At 31.9% G+C, this 14,686-nt stretch carries 17 protein-coding genes; 16 read left to right on the top strand and 1 reads right to left on the bottom strand.

Annotation, left to right across the window (positions count from 1 at the left end; all coding sequences use genetic code 11):
- Window positions 1–51: 51 nt before the first annotated feature.
- The 16 genes from metF to BWR22_RS12500 all read left to right on the top strand — a co-directional run bounded on the left by metF (window position 52) and on the right by BWR22_RS12500 (window position 13,550).
- Window positions 52–1,005, top strand: a complete 954-nt coding sequence (gene metF, locus BWR22_RS12575; RefSeq protein WP_076734011.1) for a methylenetetrahydrofolate reductase [NAD(P)H] — start codon at window positions 52–54, stop codon at window positions 1,003–1,005.
- A 26-nt stretch (window positions 1,006–1,031) separates the two neighbouring features.
- Window positions 1,032–1,442, top strand: a complete 411-nt coding sequence (locus tag BWR22_RS12570; RefSeq protein WP_076734010.1) for an RrF2 family transcriptional regulator — start codon at window positions 1,032–1,034, stop codon at window positions 1,440–1,442.
- Between the two features lie 115 nt (window positions 1,443–1,557).
- Window positions 1,558–1,845, top strand: coding sequence for a DUF2061 domain-containing protein (locus BWR22_RS12565; protein ID WP_076734009.1), 288 nt, complete (start codon window positions 1,558–1,560; stop codon window positions 1,843–1,845).
- Window positions 1,845–2,459, top strand: a complete 615-nt coding sequence (locus BWR22_RS12560; RefSeq protein WP_076734008.1) for a phosphoadenosine phosphosulfate reductase domain-containing protein — start codon at window positions 1,845–1,847, stop codon at window positions 2,457–2,459. The genes BWR22_RS12565 and BWR22_RS12560 overlap by 1 nt, the downstream gene beginning before the upstream one ends.
- Before the next feature lie 17 nt (window positions 2,460–2,476).
- A complete protein-coding gene (cysD, locus tag BWR22_RS12555) occupies window positions 2,477–3,379 on the top strand; it encodes a sulfate adenylyltransferase subunit CysD (RefSeq protein ID WP_076734007.1) in 903 nt (300 codons plus the stop codon).
- Window positions 3,380–3,461: 82 nt separating this feature from the next.
- Entirely contained in the window at window positions 3,462–4,709 is a 1,248-nt protein-coding gene (locus BWR22_RS12550; protein WP_076734006.1) for a sulfate adenylyltransferase subunit 1, read from the top strand.
- Window positions 4,710–4,724: 15 nt separating this feature from the next.
- Window positions 4,725–5,072 (top strand): 4Fe-4S dicluster domain-containing protein, encoded by a 348-nt coding sequence (locus BWR22_RS12545; protein WP_076734005.1) that lies wholly within the window; start codon window positions 4,725–4,727, stop codon window positions 5,070–5,072.
- Window positions 5,073–5,168: 96 nt separating this feature from the next.
- Entirely contained in the window at window positions 5,169–7,262 is a 2,094-nt protein-coding gene (locus BWR22_RS12540) for a HEPN domain-containing protein (protein ID WP_076734004.1), read from the top strand.
- A gap of 6 nt (window positions 7,263–7,268) precedes the next feature.
- A complete protein-coding gene (cobA, locus tag BWR22_RS12535) occupies window positions 7,269–8,048 on the top strand; it encodes a uroporphyrinogen-III C-methyltransferase (RefSeq protein WP_076734003.1) in 780 nt (259 codons plus the stop codon).
- A 5-nt stretch (window positions 8,049–8,053) separates the two neighbouring features.
- The gene (locus BWR22_RS12530) at window positions 8,054–8,635 is read left to right on the top strand and encodes a precorrin-2 dehydrogenase/sirohydrochlorin ferrochelatase family protein (RefSeq protein ID WP_076734002.1); all 582 of its coding nucleotides are present in this window, start codon (window positions 8,054–8,056) and stop codon (window positions 8,633–8,635) included.
- 1 nt (window position 8,636) lies between these two features.
- Window positions 8,637–9,686, top strand: a complete 1,050-nt coding sequence (locus BWR22_RS12525) for an NAD(P)/FAD-dependent oxidoreductase (protein ID WP_076734001.1) — start codon at window positions 8,637–8,639, stop codon at window positions 9,684–9,686.
- On the top strand, window positions 9,686–10,015 hold the full coding sequence (locus tag BWR22_RS12520) for a 2Fe-2S iron-sulfur cluster-binding family protein (protein ID WP_076734000.1): 330 nt from the start codon (window positions 9,686–9,688) through the stop codon (window positions 10,013–10,015). The genes BWR22_RS12525 and BWR22_RS12520 overlap by 1 nt, the downstream gene beginning before the upstream one ends.
- Before the next feature lie 10 nt (window positions 10,016–10,025).
- Window positions 10,026–10,772 carry a serine O-acetyltransferase EpsC gene (gene epsC, locus BWR22_RS12515; protein WP_076733999.1) on the top strand — a complete coding sequence of 249 codons (747 nt, stop codon included), beginning with the start codon at window positions 10,026–10,028 and terminating at the stop codon, window positions 10,770–10,772.
- On the top strand, window positions 10,769–11,647 hold the full coding sequence (gene cysM / locus BWR22_RS12510) for a cysteine synthase CysM (RefSeq protein ID WP_076733998.1): 879 nt from the start codon (window positions 10,769–10,771) through the stop codon (window positions 11,645–11,647). Before epsC ends, cysM begins: the two co-directional genes overlap by 4 nt.
- Before the next feature lie 65 nt (window positions 11,648–11,712).
- Window positions 11,713–12,810, top strand: coding sequence for an acyloxyacyl hydrolase (locus tag BWR22_RS12505; RefSeq protein WP_076733997.1), 1,098 nt, complete (start codon window positions 11,713–11,715; stop codon window positions 12,808–12,810).
- A complete protein-coding gene (locus BWR22_RS12500; RefSeq protein WP_076733996.1) occupies window positions 12,807–13,550 on the top strand; it encodes a head GIN domain-containing protein in 744 nt (247 codons plus the stop codon). Before BWR22_RS12505 ends, BWR22_RS12500 begins: the two co-directional genes overlap by 4 nt.
- On the opposite strand, the gene gldA is transcribed toward BWR22_RS12500, so the two are convergent.
- On the bottom strand, window positions 13,551–14,444 hold the full coding sequence (gene gldA / locus BWR22_RS12495; RefSeq protein WP_076733995.1) for a gliding motility-associated ABC transporter ATP-binding subunit GldA: 894 nt from the start codon (window positions 14,442–14,444) through the stop codon (window positions 13,551–13,553). It lies immediately after the preceding gene.
- Between the last annotated feature and the right edge of the window lie 242 nt (window positions 14,445–14,686).

Below are 14,686 nucleotides of genomic sequence, written 5' to 3'. Positions count from 1 at the left end.
GACCTTTAGGTAACGCCAAAATGATAATTGAGATATAATTTTAGGTAATACATGAAAGTAACAGAACATATAAAAAACGCTAAGGGTAAAACGCTATTTTCGTTTGAAATTATTCCGCCTAAAAAAGGAAAAAGTATTCAGGATTTGTACGATAATATAGATCCTTTAATGGAGTTTAATCCACCTTTTATTGATGTAACAACCTCTAGAGAAGAGTACATTTATATTGAAAAACAAGGTCTTTTAGATAGAAAAATAACAAGAATGCGTCCAGGAACGGTTGGTATTTGTGCTGCAATTAAGCATAAGTATGATGTAGATACGGTTCCGCATGTGTTATGTGGAGGTTTTAGTAAGGAAGAAACCGAGTATTTGTTGGTAGATTGTCATTATTTAGGGATTAATAATGTAATGGCTTTACGAGGTGATGCGATGAGTCATCAAAAATATTTTGAGGCTTGTAAAGGAGGTCACCAATATGCATCGCAATTGGTGAGTCAGATTCAGAATTTAAATTGTGGTAATTATTTACATGATGTTGTTGAGGTTGACGATACTTCTGATTTTTGTATTGGCGTTGCTGGTTATCCCGAAAAACATATTGAAGCACCATCGTTACAAACCGATTTAAAACGGTTAAAGGAAAAAGTAGATGCTGGAGCAGATTATGTAGTAACGCAAATGTTTTTTGACAACAAAAAGTATTTTGAGTTTGTGGATGCTGCAAAAAAAGCTGGAATACATGTGCCTATTATTCCTGGTATAAAACCTATTGCTATTAAAAAACACTTGCAATTATTACCTCAAGTTTTTAAAATAGATTTACCTCAAGATTTAATTACTAGTATAGAGCAATGTGATACTAATAAACAGGTTAGGCAAGTAGGAATCGAGTGGGCAATCCAGCAATCTAAAGAATTACAAGCTGCTGGTGTACCTGTTTTGCATTACTATTCTATGGGAAAAAGTGATAATGTAAAAGCAATTGCCGAAGCTGTTTTTTAATAATAAAAAACGCTTACTTTTGTAACATGTTATCTAAAAAAACAAAATACGGAATTAAAGCGCTAACCTATTTAGCTAAGCAGGATAGAAAAGTACCTATTCAAATAGCAACTATAAGTGAAAGTGAAAATATATCTGTGAAATTTTTAGAAAGTATACTATTATCTCTTCGAAAATCTGGAATCCTTGGCTCTAAAAAAGGTAAAGGCGGAGGTTACTATTTGTTAAAAGATGCTTCAGAAATTAAAATGACTAGTGTTATGAGAGTTTTAGAAGGACCAATTGCAATGATACCTTGTGTGAGTTTAAATTTTTACGAAAAGTGCGACGATTGTCCAGATGAAAATGCTTGTGCTGTAAATAAAATCATGCTAAAAGTACGCGATAATACGCTAGAAATATTTAGAAATACTACGTTGGCAGATTTATCGAATTAGCAAATATTCAATATTTGGGTACTATTTTTTAATTATTCTTCTTGGTTTGTAATGTTTTATATCATAGGTTTGCATTATTACCCTACTAATCCGATAGGGATTAAATAATAAGATAATGATAATTGATATATTTTATAAAAGTAATTTAAAAAAGGAAGCGCATAAAAGTTCTCAAGTTGAGGAGGTGAAAGAAGAAAGTTTACCTCAGGAGAAAATAAAAAGGAGCCTTCTTAAAACAATTAGTTGGAGAATAATTGGAACTCTAGATACTGTGCTAATTTCTTATTTAATAACAGGAACTTTAACTATGGCAATATCAATTGGAGGAATAGAATTGGTGTCTAAAATGGCATTGTATTTTTTTCATGAACGAGCTTGGAATAAAATTAATTGGGGAAAATAATGAGTTTAGATTTAAATAAAATAAATAAAGAGTTAAGCGCTAAAACGCCACTTGAAATTGTAGAATGGGCAATTAATTTAGCAAAATCACCTGTAGTAACAACAAACTTTAGACCTTACGAAGCTGCTATTTTAAAAGTAACTAGTGCCGTTAAAGGTGATATTAAAGTTATTTGGTGTGATACTGGCTACAATACGCCAAACACATATAAGCATGCAGAAGAGGTGATTAATAAATTAAATCTTAATGTTAAATTATATGTACCAAAACAAACAACAGCTCATCGTGATGTGGTTTTAGGTATACCAAATATTGAAGATCCAAAACATAAACTATTTACAGAGCAAGTAAAATTAGAACCTTTTAAAAGAGCTATGGCAGAGCATAAACCAGATGTATGGTTTACAAATTTACGCAAAGGTCAAACAGCTTTTAGAGATAGTATAGATATTGTATCTCAAGATAAAAACGGAGTATTAAAAGTGAGTCCATTTTATAATTGGACAGATAAAGAATTAGATGTTTTTTTAGAAGAAAATAATTTGCCAAACGAATTTAAATACTTCGATCCAACAAAACAATTAGCAAATAGAGAGTGTGGTTTACACGCTTAAAATATAGAAATATAGAGATGACAGATACATCAAAAATAAATCCATTAGAAAACGAAGCTATTTATATCTTTAGAGAAGTAGCTGCACAGTTCGAAAAACCAGTGCTTTTATTTTCTGGAGGAAAAGATTCAATAACATTAGTGCGTTTAGCACAAAAAGCATTTTATCCTGCAAAAATTCCTTTTCCATTAATGCATATAGATACAGGTCATAATTTTCCTGAAACTATAGAATTTAGAGACCGTTTGGTTAAAGAATTAGGTTTAGAATTAATTGTTAGAAATGTTCAAGATTCTATAGATGAAGGAAAAGTTAAAGAAGAATCTGGACGCTATGCAAGCCGAAACCAATTGCAAACAACAACACTTTTAGATGCTATAGAAGAATTTAAATTTGATGCTTGTATAGGTGGTGCTCGTCGCGATGAAGAAAAAGCAAGAGCGAAAGAACGTATTTTTTCTGTTCGAGACGATTTTGGGCAATGGGATGAAAAAAACCAAAGACCAGAATTGTTCGATATGTTAAACGGACAAATAGAATTAGGACAAAATGTACGCGTATTTCCTATTTCTAATTGGACAGAATTAGATGTTTGGTCTTATATACAAAAAGAGCAAATAGAAATACCATCAATATATTTTGCACACACAAGAGCTACTTTTTTACGCGATGGTTTAATATGGTCTGCAGACGATGACGTTGTTTATAGAGATGAAAATGAAGAAGTAGAAGAGCGTGTAGTACGTTTTAGAACCGTTGGAGATATGAGTTGTACAGCAGCAGTTTTATCTGATGCTTCAGATATATCAAGCGTTGTACAAGAAATTAGAGATTCTTCAATATCAGAAAGAGGTGCAAGAATAGACGATAAACGTTCTGAAGCCGCAATGGAAAAACGTAAACAACAAGGGTACTTTTAAAACCAATTTTTTATTTCCGCTTTAGCGGAAAATCTTTACAAATAAATAAAAACTCCTTCAAGTTAAGAAGGTTATATATAAAATGGACGTATTAAAAATAGCAACAGCAGGTAGTGTAGATGATGGTAAGAGTACTTTAATTGGTAGATTGTTGTACGACACAAAATCTTTAACCTCAGATAAGTTAGAAGCTATAGAAAAAAAGAGTAAACAATTAGGTTACGATTATTTAGATTTTTCTTTAGCTACCGATGGTTTAGTAGCAGAAAGAGAACAAGGTATTACCATAGACGTAGCTCATATATATTTCTCAACAGCTAATAAAAGTTACATTATTGCAGATACACCAGGACATGTAGAATATACTAGAAATATGGTTACTGGTGCTTCAACATCTCAAGCAGCTATTGTTTTAATAGATGCAAGAAAAGGTGTGATAGAACAGACTAATCGTCACTTTTTTATCAATAATTTATTACGAATTAAAACAGTAATTGTAGCTATTAATAAAATGGATTTGGTAGATTTTTCTGAAGAAAAATATAACCAAATTAAAAGTGATTTTGAAGCTCTAATGAGTAAACGAGATTATCAAGATCAAAACATAACCTTTATTCCTGTTAGTGCTTTAAAAGGAGATAATGTTGTAAATAAATCAGAAAACACACCTTGGTATACAGGCAAAACGCTATTAGATTATTTAGAAAATACAGATCAAAAAGATGTATATAACACAGGAACACCAAGGTTTCCTGTACAATATGTAATACGTCCTAAAACCGAAGAGTTTCATGATTTTAGAGGTTATGCAGGAAAAGTTTATGGCGGAGAGTTAAGTGTTGGAGATAATGTAGTGGTACTGCCATCGCAAACAAAATCTAAGATTAAAGAGATTCATTTTTATGACAAGAAAGTACAAACAGCTTCAAGACGTTCTTCAGTTTTAATAACGTTAGAAGATGATGTAAATATTAGTCGTGGCGATATGATTGTTAAAGAAAACGATTTGCCAACCATAGACAAGCAGTTTACAGCTACCATTTCATGGATGGATTTAGAAAATTTAACAACAGGAAAAAAATACGTTGTGCAACATGGTGTAAATAAAGTGTTGGCAAAAGTGTCTACAATTCATCATAAAATTAATCCAGATTATTCTGGAGTAGATGAAACTGCAGAAACTTTAAAAATGAATGATATAGCAAAAGTTTCATTTAAATTAAATAAGCCAATTTTTTACGATGCATTTAAAACACACAGAACAAATGGTTCGTTTATTTTAATAGATTCGCAATCTAACCATACGGTTGGTGCAGGATTTATTCAATAATATTAATGCAGTATTATGGCAATTATAATAACAGACGAATGTATTAACTGTGGAGCTTGCGAGCCAGAATGTCCAAATACTGCAATTTATGAAGGCGCAGCAGATTGGAAGTATAGCGAAGGTACAAGTTTAAAAGGCTTAGTGAAATTGCCAAATGGAATGACGGTAGATGCAGATAAAGAACACGAGCCAGTATCGGATGAGTTGTATTTTATTGTGCCAGATAAGTGTACAGAATGTAAAGGATTTCATGACGAACCACAATGTGCAGCTGTTTGTCCAGTAGATTGTTGTGTGCCAGATGATGATAACGAAGAGACTGAAGAACAATTGCTAGCAAAACAAGATTTTATGCATAATTAATTAGCGTTTTCAAAAAGCGCTAATTAATTCATAACCAGATTAAATAAAAGTGTTTTAATTTACCCTATTAAATCCATAGGAATTATATATAAAATAATGCAAAGTTTTAGAACCGAAATAGAAAACCCTTTAGTACAAAAGGATATTATTGAATTAGCCAATAAGATTGAGCTATTTAATAACGGAAAAATTGACGAAGAAAAATTTAGAAGTTTGCGTTTAGCACGTGGTGTTTATGGTCAGCGTCAAGAAGGTGTACAAATGATACGTATCAAACTACCTTATGGTAAAGTGTTAAGCAATCAATTACGTCGTATTGCTGAGGTTTCAGATGAATATTCTAGAAGCAGATTACACATTACAACACGTCAAGATATTCAAATTCATTATGTCGATTTAAAACGTACGCCAGAACTTTGGGCAGAACTAGAACGCGATAATGTAACTTTAAGAGAGGCTTGTGGTAATGCCGTAAGAAACGTTACTGCAAGTGAAACTGCAGGAATAGATATCAAAGAGCCTTTTGATGTTTCTCCTTATGCAGATGCTGTTTTTAAATTCTTTTTACGTAACCCAATTTGTCAAGAAATGGGACGTAAATTTAAAGTGTCTTTTTCTGGTACAGATGAAGATACAGGATTATCATACATGCACGATTTAGGGTTTATTGCTAAAATAGAAAATGGTGTAAAAGGTTTTAAAGTCATGCTTGGTGGTGGTTTAGGATCGCAACCAAGACATGCAGATGAGTTTTATAGTTTCTTAGCTTCAGATAAAATAATTCCATTAATGGAAGGTGTTTTAAGGGTTTTTGATCGTTATGGAGAACGTAAAAGTCGTGCCAAAGCAAGGCTTAAATTCTTAATAAAAGATATTGGTTTAGAGGCATTTAAAGGTTTAGTTGAAGAAGAACAAAACGCAATAGAATTTAAATCTGTTGCTATAAATGAAGCCACTTACCAAACATCAACTCCAGTTTCTGTTGAAGCTCCAACAGTTGATATTAAAGACACGGAAGCCTTCAACTTATGGAAAGCCACTAATATAATTCCGCAGAAGCAAGATGGTTATTTTGCAATAGGTATTAAAGTGCTATTAGGCGACTTTTATACAGACAAAGCTAGATTGTTAGCAGATTTAGTAGAGAAATATGCAGCAGGTGAAATACGTTTAAGCTTAAGACAAAATATATTAATTCCGTTTGTAAAAGCAGATTTGATTCCGTTTTTCTATCAAGAATTAAAAAAGTTAGGTTTTGCAGAAGCTGGTTATAATAAAGCGGTAGACATTACAGCTTGTCCAGGAACAGATACTTGTAATCTTGGGATTGCTAGTAGTACAGGAATTGCGGAAGAGTTGGAACGTGTTATAAAAGCAGAGTATCCACAGTATTTATCTAATAACGATTTAGTAATAAAAATTAGTGGTTGTATGAATGCTTGTGGACAACACAATATGGCAAATATTGGTTTTCAAGGCATGTCTATTCGTACAAAAGACAAGTTGGTTGCTCCAGCCTTACAAGTTTTATTAGGTGGAGGAAATTTAGGAAACGGAAATGCCTATTTCGCAGATAAAGTAGTAAAAATACCAAGTAGAAGAGGTCCTGAAGCGCTAAGAAGAATTTTAAACGATTTTGAAGCCAATGCTAACGGAAAGCTATTTGTGGATTACTACAAAGAAAAAGGTGAAAAGTACTTTTATCAATTACTAACAGATTTGTCAGATGTTGAAAACTTAACACAAGAAGATTTTATTGATTGGGGAACCGAAGAAGCTTATGTAAAAGCAATTGGAGTAGGAGAATGTGCAGGAGTTGTTATCGATTTAATTGCCACGTTATTCTTAGAATGTGACGAGAAAATTGAAGAAGCAGAAGAAGCCCTAAACAACAAAGTATATTCTGGAGCAATCTATGAAACTTACCGTTCTATGGTCAACGCAGCAAAAGCCATTTTGCTTTCAGAAAATGTAAAAACCAATACGCAAGCAGGTATTATTAGTCAGTTTGACGAGCTGTTTGTAAGTACAAATAAAGTAGAATTAGGAAACACCTTTTCAGATTTAATCTATCAAATAAAAGTATTTCCACCAACTAAAGAGTTTGCAATAAATTATTTACAATCGGCAAAAACCTTTTTACAGGTTGTAAAACAGTATCGCGAATCGCAATTAGTTGCTAAAAATTAAATCATTATGACACCAAAATTAACAGTCGTTGGCGCAGGTCCAGGAGATCCAGATTTAATAACCTTAAAAGCTATTAAAGCAATAGCATCTGCAGATGTAATTATGTACGATGCTTTAGTAAATAAGGAGTTGTTGCAATACGCATCAAAAAAAGCAGAGCTTATTTTTGTTGGTAAACGCAAAGGATGTTACGCTTATCAACAAAATCAAATTAACGAGTTAATTGTGGTGCGTGCTTTAAGAGGTAATCATGTGGTAAGATTAAAAGGAGGCGATCCATTTATTTTTGGTCGTGGAGCAGAAGAGCTAGAGTATGCTAAAGAATATGCAATTGAAGTTGCTGTGGTTCCTGGTATTTCTTCATCTGCAGCAGTACCAGCTTACCAAGGTATTCCGTTAACAAAACGTAATGCCTCTCAAAGTTTTTGGGTAATTACTGGAACTACAAAATCGCACGAAATTTCAAAAGATATCGCGTTAGCAGCACAGTCTACAGCAACAGTTGTTATTTTAATGGGAATGGGAAAACTTTCAGAAATTGTTTCCATTTTTTCTTCGGAAGGTAAAGCAGAAACACCTATTGCAATCATTCAAAATGGAACGCGTAAAGACGAAAAAGTTGGTATTGGTACAATCAGTTCTATTGAAGCTATAGTTAAAGAGAAACAATTGTCTTCACCAGCAATTATAATTATTGGAGAAGTAGTAAATCAACGTGTAGATTTAACTTCAATGTATGAAAAAGCAAATCAAACTAATAAAGTGTTACAACGTATTTCAGCATAAAAACTATGGAAAGAAATAATTTATATCCTGTGTTTTTAAAAGTGAAAAACTTACAGGTTTTAATAGTTGGTGGTGGATTTGTGGCAGAAGAAAAATTAACTTTTTTGCTTAAGTCAAGTCCAGATGCGAATGTGACTATGGTTTCTCCAATGTTTAGGGAAGATACTATTAAAATAGCCGAAACCGGAAATGTAACAAGAATAATAGATACGTATAACGATACTTATTTAGAAGGCAAGCATATGGTTGTAGCAACCACAGATAGTCCAGAGGTTAATGTGCAAGTTTACAATGCATGTCGTGCACAAAGTAAATTAGTAAATGTAGCAGATAATCCACCTTATTGCGATTTTTATATGGGAGGAATTGTAACTAAAGGAAATGTGAAAGTGGCAATTTCTACCAACGGAAAATCTCCAACAACAGCAAAACGTTTACGTCAGTTTTTTGAAGATGTCATACCAGAAAACATAGACGATATGGTTAAAAATCTTAATGAATATAGAAAAACTATAAAAGGAGATTTTGAGCAAAAAGTTGAAACTTTAAATGAATTTACTAAAGGTTTAGTAGAAAAAATAAAATAAAATGATTAAAACAGATATATTAATAATTGGAGCAGGACCAACAGGTTTATTTACAGTTTTTGAAGCTGGATTGTTAAAATTAAAGTGCCATTTAATTGATGCATTACCACAACCTGGTGGTCAATGTTCCGAATTATATCCTAAAAAACCTATTTACGATATTCCTGGTTTTCCAGAAATATTGGCAGGAGATTTAACTAGTAATTTGTTAGAACAAGGTAAGCAGTTTCAACCAGGATTTACCTTAGGAGAACGTGCCGAAACTATAGAAAAACAAGACGATGGAAGTTTTATTGTAACCACAAATAAAGGCACAAAACACCATGCGCCAATTGTTGCTATTGCTGGAGGTTTAGGTAGTTTTGAGCCTAGAAAGCCGAAATTAGAAAATATAGAAAAATATGAAGATAAGGGTGTTAATTACTTTATTAAAGATCCCGAAATTTATAGAGACAAAAAAGTGATTATCGCTGGTGGAGGAGATTCGGCTTTAGATTGGTCAATTTTTCTAGCAGATGTCGCTTCAAGTGTGACTTTAGTTCATAGAAGAAATGAGTTTAGAGGTGCATTAGATTCAGTAGAAAAAGTACAAGAATTAAAATTGCTGAATAAAATAAATTTAATTACACCTGCTGAGGTTACAGCATTACACGGTAAAGAGTTTATTGATGGTATTACCGTAACCAAAGATGGTATTGATACTGTTTTAGATACCGATTATTTTATTCCGCTTTTTGGTTTATCACCTAAATTAGGGCCAATAGGAAATTGGGGATTAGAAATTGAAAAGAATGCGATAAAAGTTAACACATTAGATTACCAAACAAACATTCCAGGTATTTTTGCTATAGGAGATGTTAATACTTACGAAGGTAAATTAAAGTTAATTCTATGTGGTTTTCACGAAGCGACTTTAATGTGCCAATCGGCTTATAAAATTTTAAATCCAGGTAAAAAATTCGTTTTAAAATATACCACTGTAAGTGGAATTAACGGTTTTGATGGTACAAGAAAAGAAGCACCAAAAGCAGTTGTAAAAGCCATTGGGTAATGCAAGACGTAACTTTACATATAACAGATAGAGAAGGAAAAAAGCATTCTGTTTTAGCGCCTACAGATATGGCAATGAATGTTATGGAAGTTATTCGCTCTTACGAGATTGCTCCAGAAGGTACCATAGGTATTTGTGGTGGTATGGCAATGTGTGCTTCTTGTCAATGTTATGTCAATTCTAATCACGATATTTGTGAAATGGAAGACGAAGAAGATGCTATGTTGTCTGAAGCTTTCAATGTAAAACATAACAGCAGACTAAGTTGCCAAATTCCTATAACTGAAGCTTTACAAGATTTAGAAATAGAATTGGCTCCAGAAGTGTAAATTAGAAAATATGCAAGAGACATTGCAAATTCCATTTAGGTTTAAAGAAAGAGTTGAAGATTTAGCAAAAGAATTATTTTATTGTGCTTTAGAAGAATTTGAGAAGCAAGAAGCGCTTTTAAATAATATAAAAGAATCTTTCTTTTATGTGTCTAAAGCATTACAATGTGGTGTTTGCGAAAATAAATGGGAACAATTTAATACCGAAATAAAAGCACTGAAATCTAAGCTGCAATTAGATGCGGAAGCTGCTTATAAAAACGATCCTGCTGCCAAAAGTATTAAAGAGGTCTATTTAGCATATCCAGGTTTTTATGCTATAACTATGTATCGTATTAGTCATATTTTATGGAAATTAGACATTCCGGTGTTGCCGCGCATGATATCAGAATACGCACATGGTGTAACAGGAACAGATATTCATCCAGGAGCAACCATTGGAGATTCATTTTTTATAGATCACGCAACAGGTGTAGTTATTGGAGAAACAGCGGTAATTCATGAAAATGTTATTATTTATCAAGGTGTTACTTTAGGAGGAATTAAAGTTGAAAAAGCTTTAAAGAATACAAAAAGACATCCAACTATAAAGAATAATGTTACTATTTATGCAAATGCTACTATTTTAGGTGGCGATGTTGAAATTGGCGAAAATAGTATTATTGGTGCTAACGTTTGGATAACAAAATCTATACCTGAAAATTCAATTGTAACTTATAAATCCGATATTAAAATCACTAATAATTTTAATAGATGAGTATTTTAAAACAAATAGGAAATACGCCATTAGTAGAGGCTTCTAATTTAGTTAATAAACCTAACGTAAAACTTTTTTTAAAATTAGAAGGTAATAATCCTGGAGGAAGCGTTAAAGATAGACCAGCCTTTAATATGATAGCTGAAGCTTTAAAACGAGGAGATATTAAAAAAGGAGGACGTATTGTAGAAGCTACAAGTGGCAATACTGGCATTGCCTTAGCCTATGTTGCTAATTTATTTCAATTAAATATTACTTTGGTCATGCCAGAAAACTCTACCGAAGAGCGTGTTAAAACAATGCGTGCTTATGGCGCAGAAGTAATTTTAACAGATGCCGAACGTGGTATTGAAGGTTCTAGAGATATTGCTTTTAATTTGAGAGATGAAAAAGGTTATTTGTTATTAAATCAGTTTGAAAATAACGATAATTGGAAAGCACATTATAAAACCACAGGACCAGAAATTTGGCGAGATACAAAAGGAGAAATTACACATTTTGTATCTGCAATGGGAACTACAGGAACTATAATGGGAACTTCTACTTTTTTAAAAGAACAAAATAAAAACATTCAGATTATTGGCGCACAGCCTGCAGATGGTTCTAGAATTCCAGGAATAAGAAAATGGTCTCCAGAATATGTGCCAAGTATTTTTAATCCTAAAAAAGTAGATAAAGTAATAGAAGTTAGCCAAGAAGAAGCAACAATTATGACAAAGCGTTTGGCTAAAGAAGAAGGTATTTTTGCTGGAATGAGTAGTGGAGGCTCTGTAGCTACAGCTCTAAAACTCATTGAAAGTATAGACCAAGGTGTAGTAGTTGCTATAATATGCGATAGAGGTGATCGTTACTTGTCCTCAAATTTATTTGATTAGTAATTCTTTATAAGTATTTATGCTTTATTTAATTTAGTTACTTTTGCGACCTAACTTTCTAATTAATGAGGTATTTATTACTTGCTTTTATTTTATTTTTTTCACTGAGCATTTCGGCTCAAGAAAAAGAAAAAAATCCTTTTACAGTAGATGCTAATTATTTCTACGGCACTATTTTAGAACATAATCCAGATATAGCTCATTTAATTACAGACCATCAATCAGGCTTAATTTTAAGTTATAACCAAAAAACCTTTGGAAAAAACGCTTGGGAAAGTAGATTTAATTATCCAGATTATGGTGCGTCTTTCATTTATCAAGATATGAAAAATGAATACCTTGGTGAAAATTACGGATTGTACGCACACTTTAATTTTTATTTTTTAAAACGAAATTTAAAATTCAGAATTGCTCAAGGTATCGCTTATAACACAAATCCTTACGATAAGGTTACTAACTTTAGAAATAATGCTTACGGCTCAGATTTATTAAGTTCTACTTATATACAGTTAAATTACGATAAGCAAAATATATTTAAAGGATTAGGATTACAAGCTGGTGTTTCAATCATTCATTATTCTAATGCTAATTTTAGAGCACCAAATAATTCAACAAATACATTTACTTTTAACATTGGAGCAAATTATATGTTTGGGTATGATGAGCAGCCGGAATATATAGCTTCAACAGAATATAAGAAATTTACAGAAAAAATAAAATATAACTTCGCTTTTAGAAGTGGTATAAACGAAAGTGATGTAAATAATTCTGGGCAATATCCTTTTTATATTTTTTCAGCTTATGCAGATAAACGTATTAATAGAAAGTCTGCTTTTCATGTAGGAACAGATGTGTTCTTTTCTACTTTTTTAAAAGAATTAATTAAATATTACTCAGTCGCTTTTCCTTTAGACAATGTGAGTGGAGATGAAGATTATAAACGTGTTGGCGTTTTTGTAGGTCACGAATTATTTATCAATAAATTATCCTTTGTAACACAATTGGGATACTATGTATATTATCCTTACGATTTTGAAGGTCGTGTTTATAACCGAATAGGTTTAAAACGTTATTTTGGAGATAAATTTTATGGCGCGTTAACACTAAAATCTCATGGAGCAAAAGCAGAAGCGGTAGAATTTGGAATAGGCATAAGGTTATGAGAAAAATAATATACATATTATCAATAATACTGTTTGCATCTTGTAATAGTGAGAATGCGCCAGACTGTTTTCAAAACTCTGGAGATATTATTGAAAAAGAATTTTTAGTTGAAGCTTTTACAGAAATTACAGTTTTTGAGCGCATAGAATTAATAGTTAAAGAAGGACCTGAGCATGAAGTATTAGTGCAAACAGGTGAATTTTTAATGGATGAAATAGAAGTAAAAGTAGAGAATGGAAGGCTACTTTTAAATAATAATAACGGTTGCAACTTAACTCGAGATTTTGGTATAACTAAGGTATATGTAACTGCGCCAAATTTAACAGAGATTAGAAGTAGCACAGGATTGCCAACCAGAAGTGATGGAGTGTTAACTTATCCTAATTTATTTTTAATTTCAGAAGATGATTCAGACGATTATCATACCGATGGTTTATTTATTATGAACATTCAAAATAGCTCTTTAAAATTTGTGGTTAATAACTTGTCTACTTGTTATATAGAAGGAAGTACAAGCGATTTAGATATTAGTTTTGCATCAGGAGATGCAAGATTTGAAGGTAGAAATTTTACCGCTCAAAATGTAAAAATATTCCACAGAGGATCAAACGATATTATTGTAAATCCACAAGTGTCTTTAATAGCTAACTTAGTAAGTACTGGAGATGTTATTGTAGTAAATACGCCTCCCGAATTAGATATTCAAGAACAATATACCGGTCGTGTTATTTTCGAGTAGTTAACTTGTTAACTCTCTAAACATACTCTCTAAACTAGCATTTTTTTGATTTAATTGAAGAATTTTCAATTCGTTATCATGAGCAAAATCAAATACATGAGAGCGCATATCTTCTTTTGTAGAGAAAGTAATTTCATAAATAAAATCATGAGTGTTTTCAACACTTTTTACATTAGGTAATCTTAGTAAAAAAGGCTCTTCTACTCTGTAATCAAATTCTACAATAACAATTTGTGCTTGTCCGTCGCGTAGCTCAGAAAGTTTTTTATTAGCAACAATCTCACCTTTATTAATAATAATTACGCGATCACACATAGCTTCTACTTCTTGCATAATGTGTGTAGAAAGAAAAACGGTTTTCTCTTTTCCTATAGTTTTAATAAGATTTCTAATATCTACTAGTTGGTTTGGGTCTAAACCAGTAGTTGGTTCGTCTAAAATTAAAACATCTGGATTGTGTAAAAGCGCGTTTGCTAAACCTACACGTTGTCTATATCCTTTTGATAAAGCACTTATTTTTTTGTGAGCTTCGGGTTTTAAACCTGTAAGTTCAATAACCTCTTCAATTCTAGATTTACTAACATTATAAATGTTAGCATTAAAAGCTAAATATTCTCGAACGTATTGTTCTAAATATAATGGATTATGTTCTGGAAGGTAGCCAACACTTGATTGTACTTGTTTTGCATGAGTTGTAATATTATGTCCGTTAACTTCAGCATCACCTTCAGTTGGATTTATATAGGTAGTTAAAATTTTCATCATTGTAGATTTTCCAGCACCATTAGGTCCTAGAAAGCCAACTATTTCTGGCTTTTTAACTTCAAAAGACACGCTGTTAAGTGCTTTTTGTTCACCATAAATTTTCGTTATATTTTCAACCTTTATAGACATCTTATAATATTTCTTCAAAAATAAACATTCTTTAATTTAAACAATACTTTGTTTAGAAATCTTTAATTTTTTATCTAAAACACTAAAATTCATGCGTTAGTATTTTGATTTGTTATTTTATTATTTACTTTAGCACTTTAATTACTTATCTGCATTTGCAGAAATATAATAATGACAACAATAAAAAACACATATTATAACTGGTTTTATTTCTTTTTTAGCGAAAAGAACGAGACTTGTTA

The organism is Lacinutrix venerupis (assembly GCF_001971745.1).
Lineage (GTDB): Bacteria > Bacteroidota > Bacteroidia > Flavobacteriales > Flavobacteriaceae > Lacinutrix > Lacinutrix venerupis.
The sequence above is the reverse complement of the archived record's forward strand: the minus strand, read 5'-3'. Positions and strand labels throughout refer to the sequence as shown.

What these genes read in the sequence shown, in the direction of transcription:
- BWR22_RS12565 (WP_076734009.1), top strand. Translation starts at nt 1,558, where the DNA reads ATGATAATTGATATATTTTATAAAAGTAATTTAAAAAAGGAAGCGCAT.
- BWR22_RS12560 (WP_076734008.1), top strand. Translation starts at nt 1,845, where the DNA reads ATGAGTTTAGATTTAAATAAAATAAATAAAGAGTTAAGCGCTAAAACG.
- cysD (WP_076734007.1), top strand. Translation starts at nt 2,477, where the DNA reads ATGACAGATACATCAAAAATAAATCCATTAGAAAACGAAGCTATTTAT.
- BWR22_RS12540 (WP_076734004.1), top strand. Translation starts at nt 5,169, where the DNA reads ATGCAAAGTTTTAGAACCGAAATAGAAAACCCTTTAGTACAAAAGGAT.
- BWR22_RS12505 (WP_076733997.1), top strand. Translation starts at nt 11,713, where the DNA reads ATGAGGTATTTATTACTTGCTTTTATTTTATTTTTTTCACTGAGCATT.
- metF (WP_076734011.1), top strand. Translation starts at nt 52, where the DNA reads ATGAAAGTAACAGAACATATAAAAAACGCTAAGGGTAAAACGCTATTT.
- cobA (WP_076734003.1), top strand. Translation starts at nt 7,269, where the DNA reads ATGACACCAAAATTAACAGTCGTTGGCGCAGGTCCAGGAGATCCAGAT.
- BWR22_RS12570 (WP_076734010.1), top strand. Translation starts at nt 1,032, where the DNA reads ATGTTATCTAAAAAAACAAAATACGGAATTAAAGCGCTAACCTATTTA.
- BWR22_RS12550 (WP_076734006.1), top strand. Translation starts at nt 3,462, where the DNA reads ATGGACGTATTAAAAATAGCAACAGCAGGTAGTGTAGATGATGGTAAG.
- BWR22_RS12530 (WP_076734002.1), top strand. Translation starts at nt 8,054, where the DNA reads ATGGAAAGAAATAATTTATATCCTGTGTTTTTAAAAGTGAAAAACTTA.
- cysM (WP_076733998.1), top strand. Translation starts at nt 10,769, where the DNA reads ATGAGTATTTTAAAACAAATAGGAAATACGCCATTAGTAGAGGCTTCT.
- BWR22_RS12545 (WP_076734005.1), top strand. Translation starts at nt 4,725, where the DNA reads ATGGCAATTATAATAACAGACGAATGTATTAACTGTGGAGCTTGCGAG.
- BWR22_RS12520 (WP_076734000.1), top strand. Translation starts at nt 9,686, where the DNA reads ATGCAAGACGTAACTTTACATATAACAGATAGAGAAGGAAAAAAGCAT.
- gldA (WP_076733995.1), bottom strand. Translation starts at nt 14,444, where the DNA reads ATGTCTATAAAGGTTGAAAATATAACGAAAATTTATGGTGAACAAAAA.
- BWR22_RS12525 (WP_076734001.1), top strand. Translation starts at nt 8,637, where the DNA reads ATGATTAAAACAGATATATTAATAATTGGAGCAGGACCAACAGGTTTA.
- epsC (WP_076733999.1), top strand. Translation starts at nt 10,026, where the DNA reads ATGCAAGAGACATTGCAAATTCCATTTAGGTTTAAAGAAAGAGTTGAA.
- BWR22_RS12500 (WP_076733996.1), top strand. Translation starts at nt 12,807, where the DNA reads ATGAGAAAAATAATATACATATTATCAATAATACTGTTTGCATCTTGT.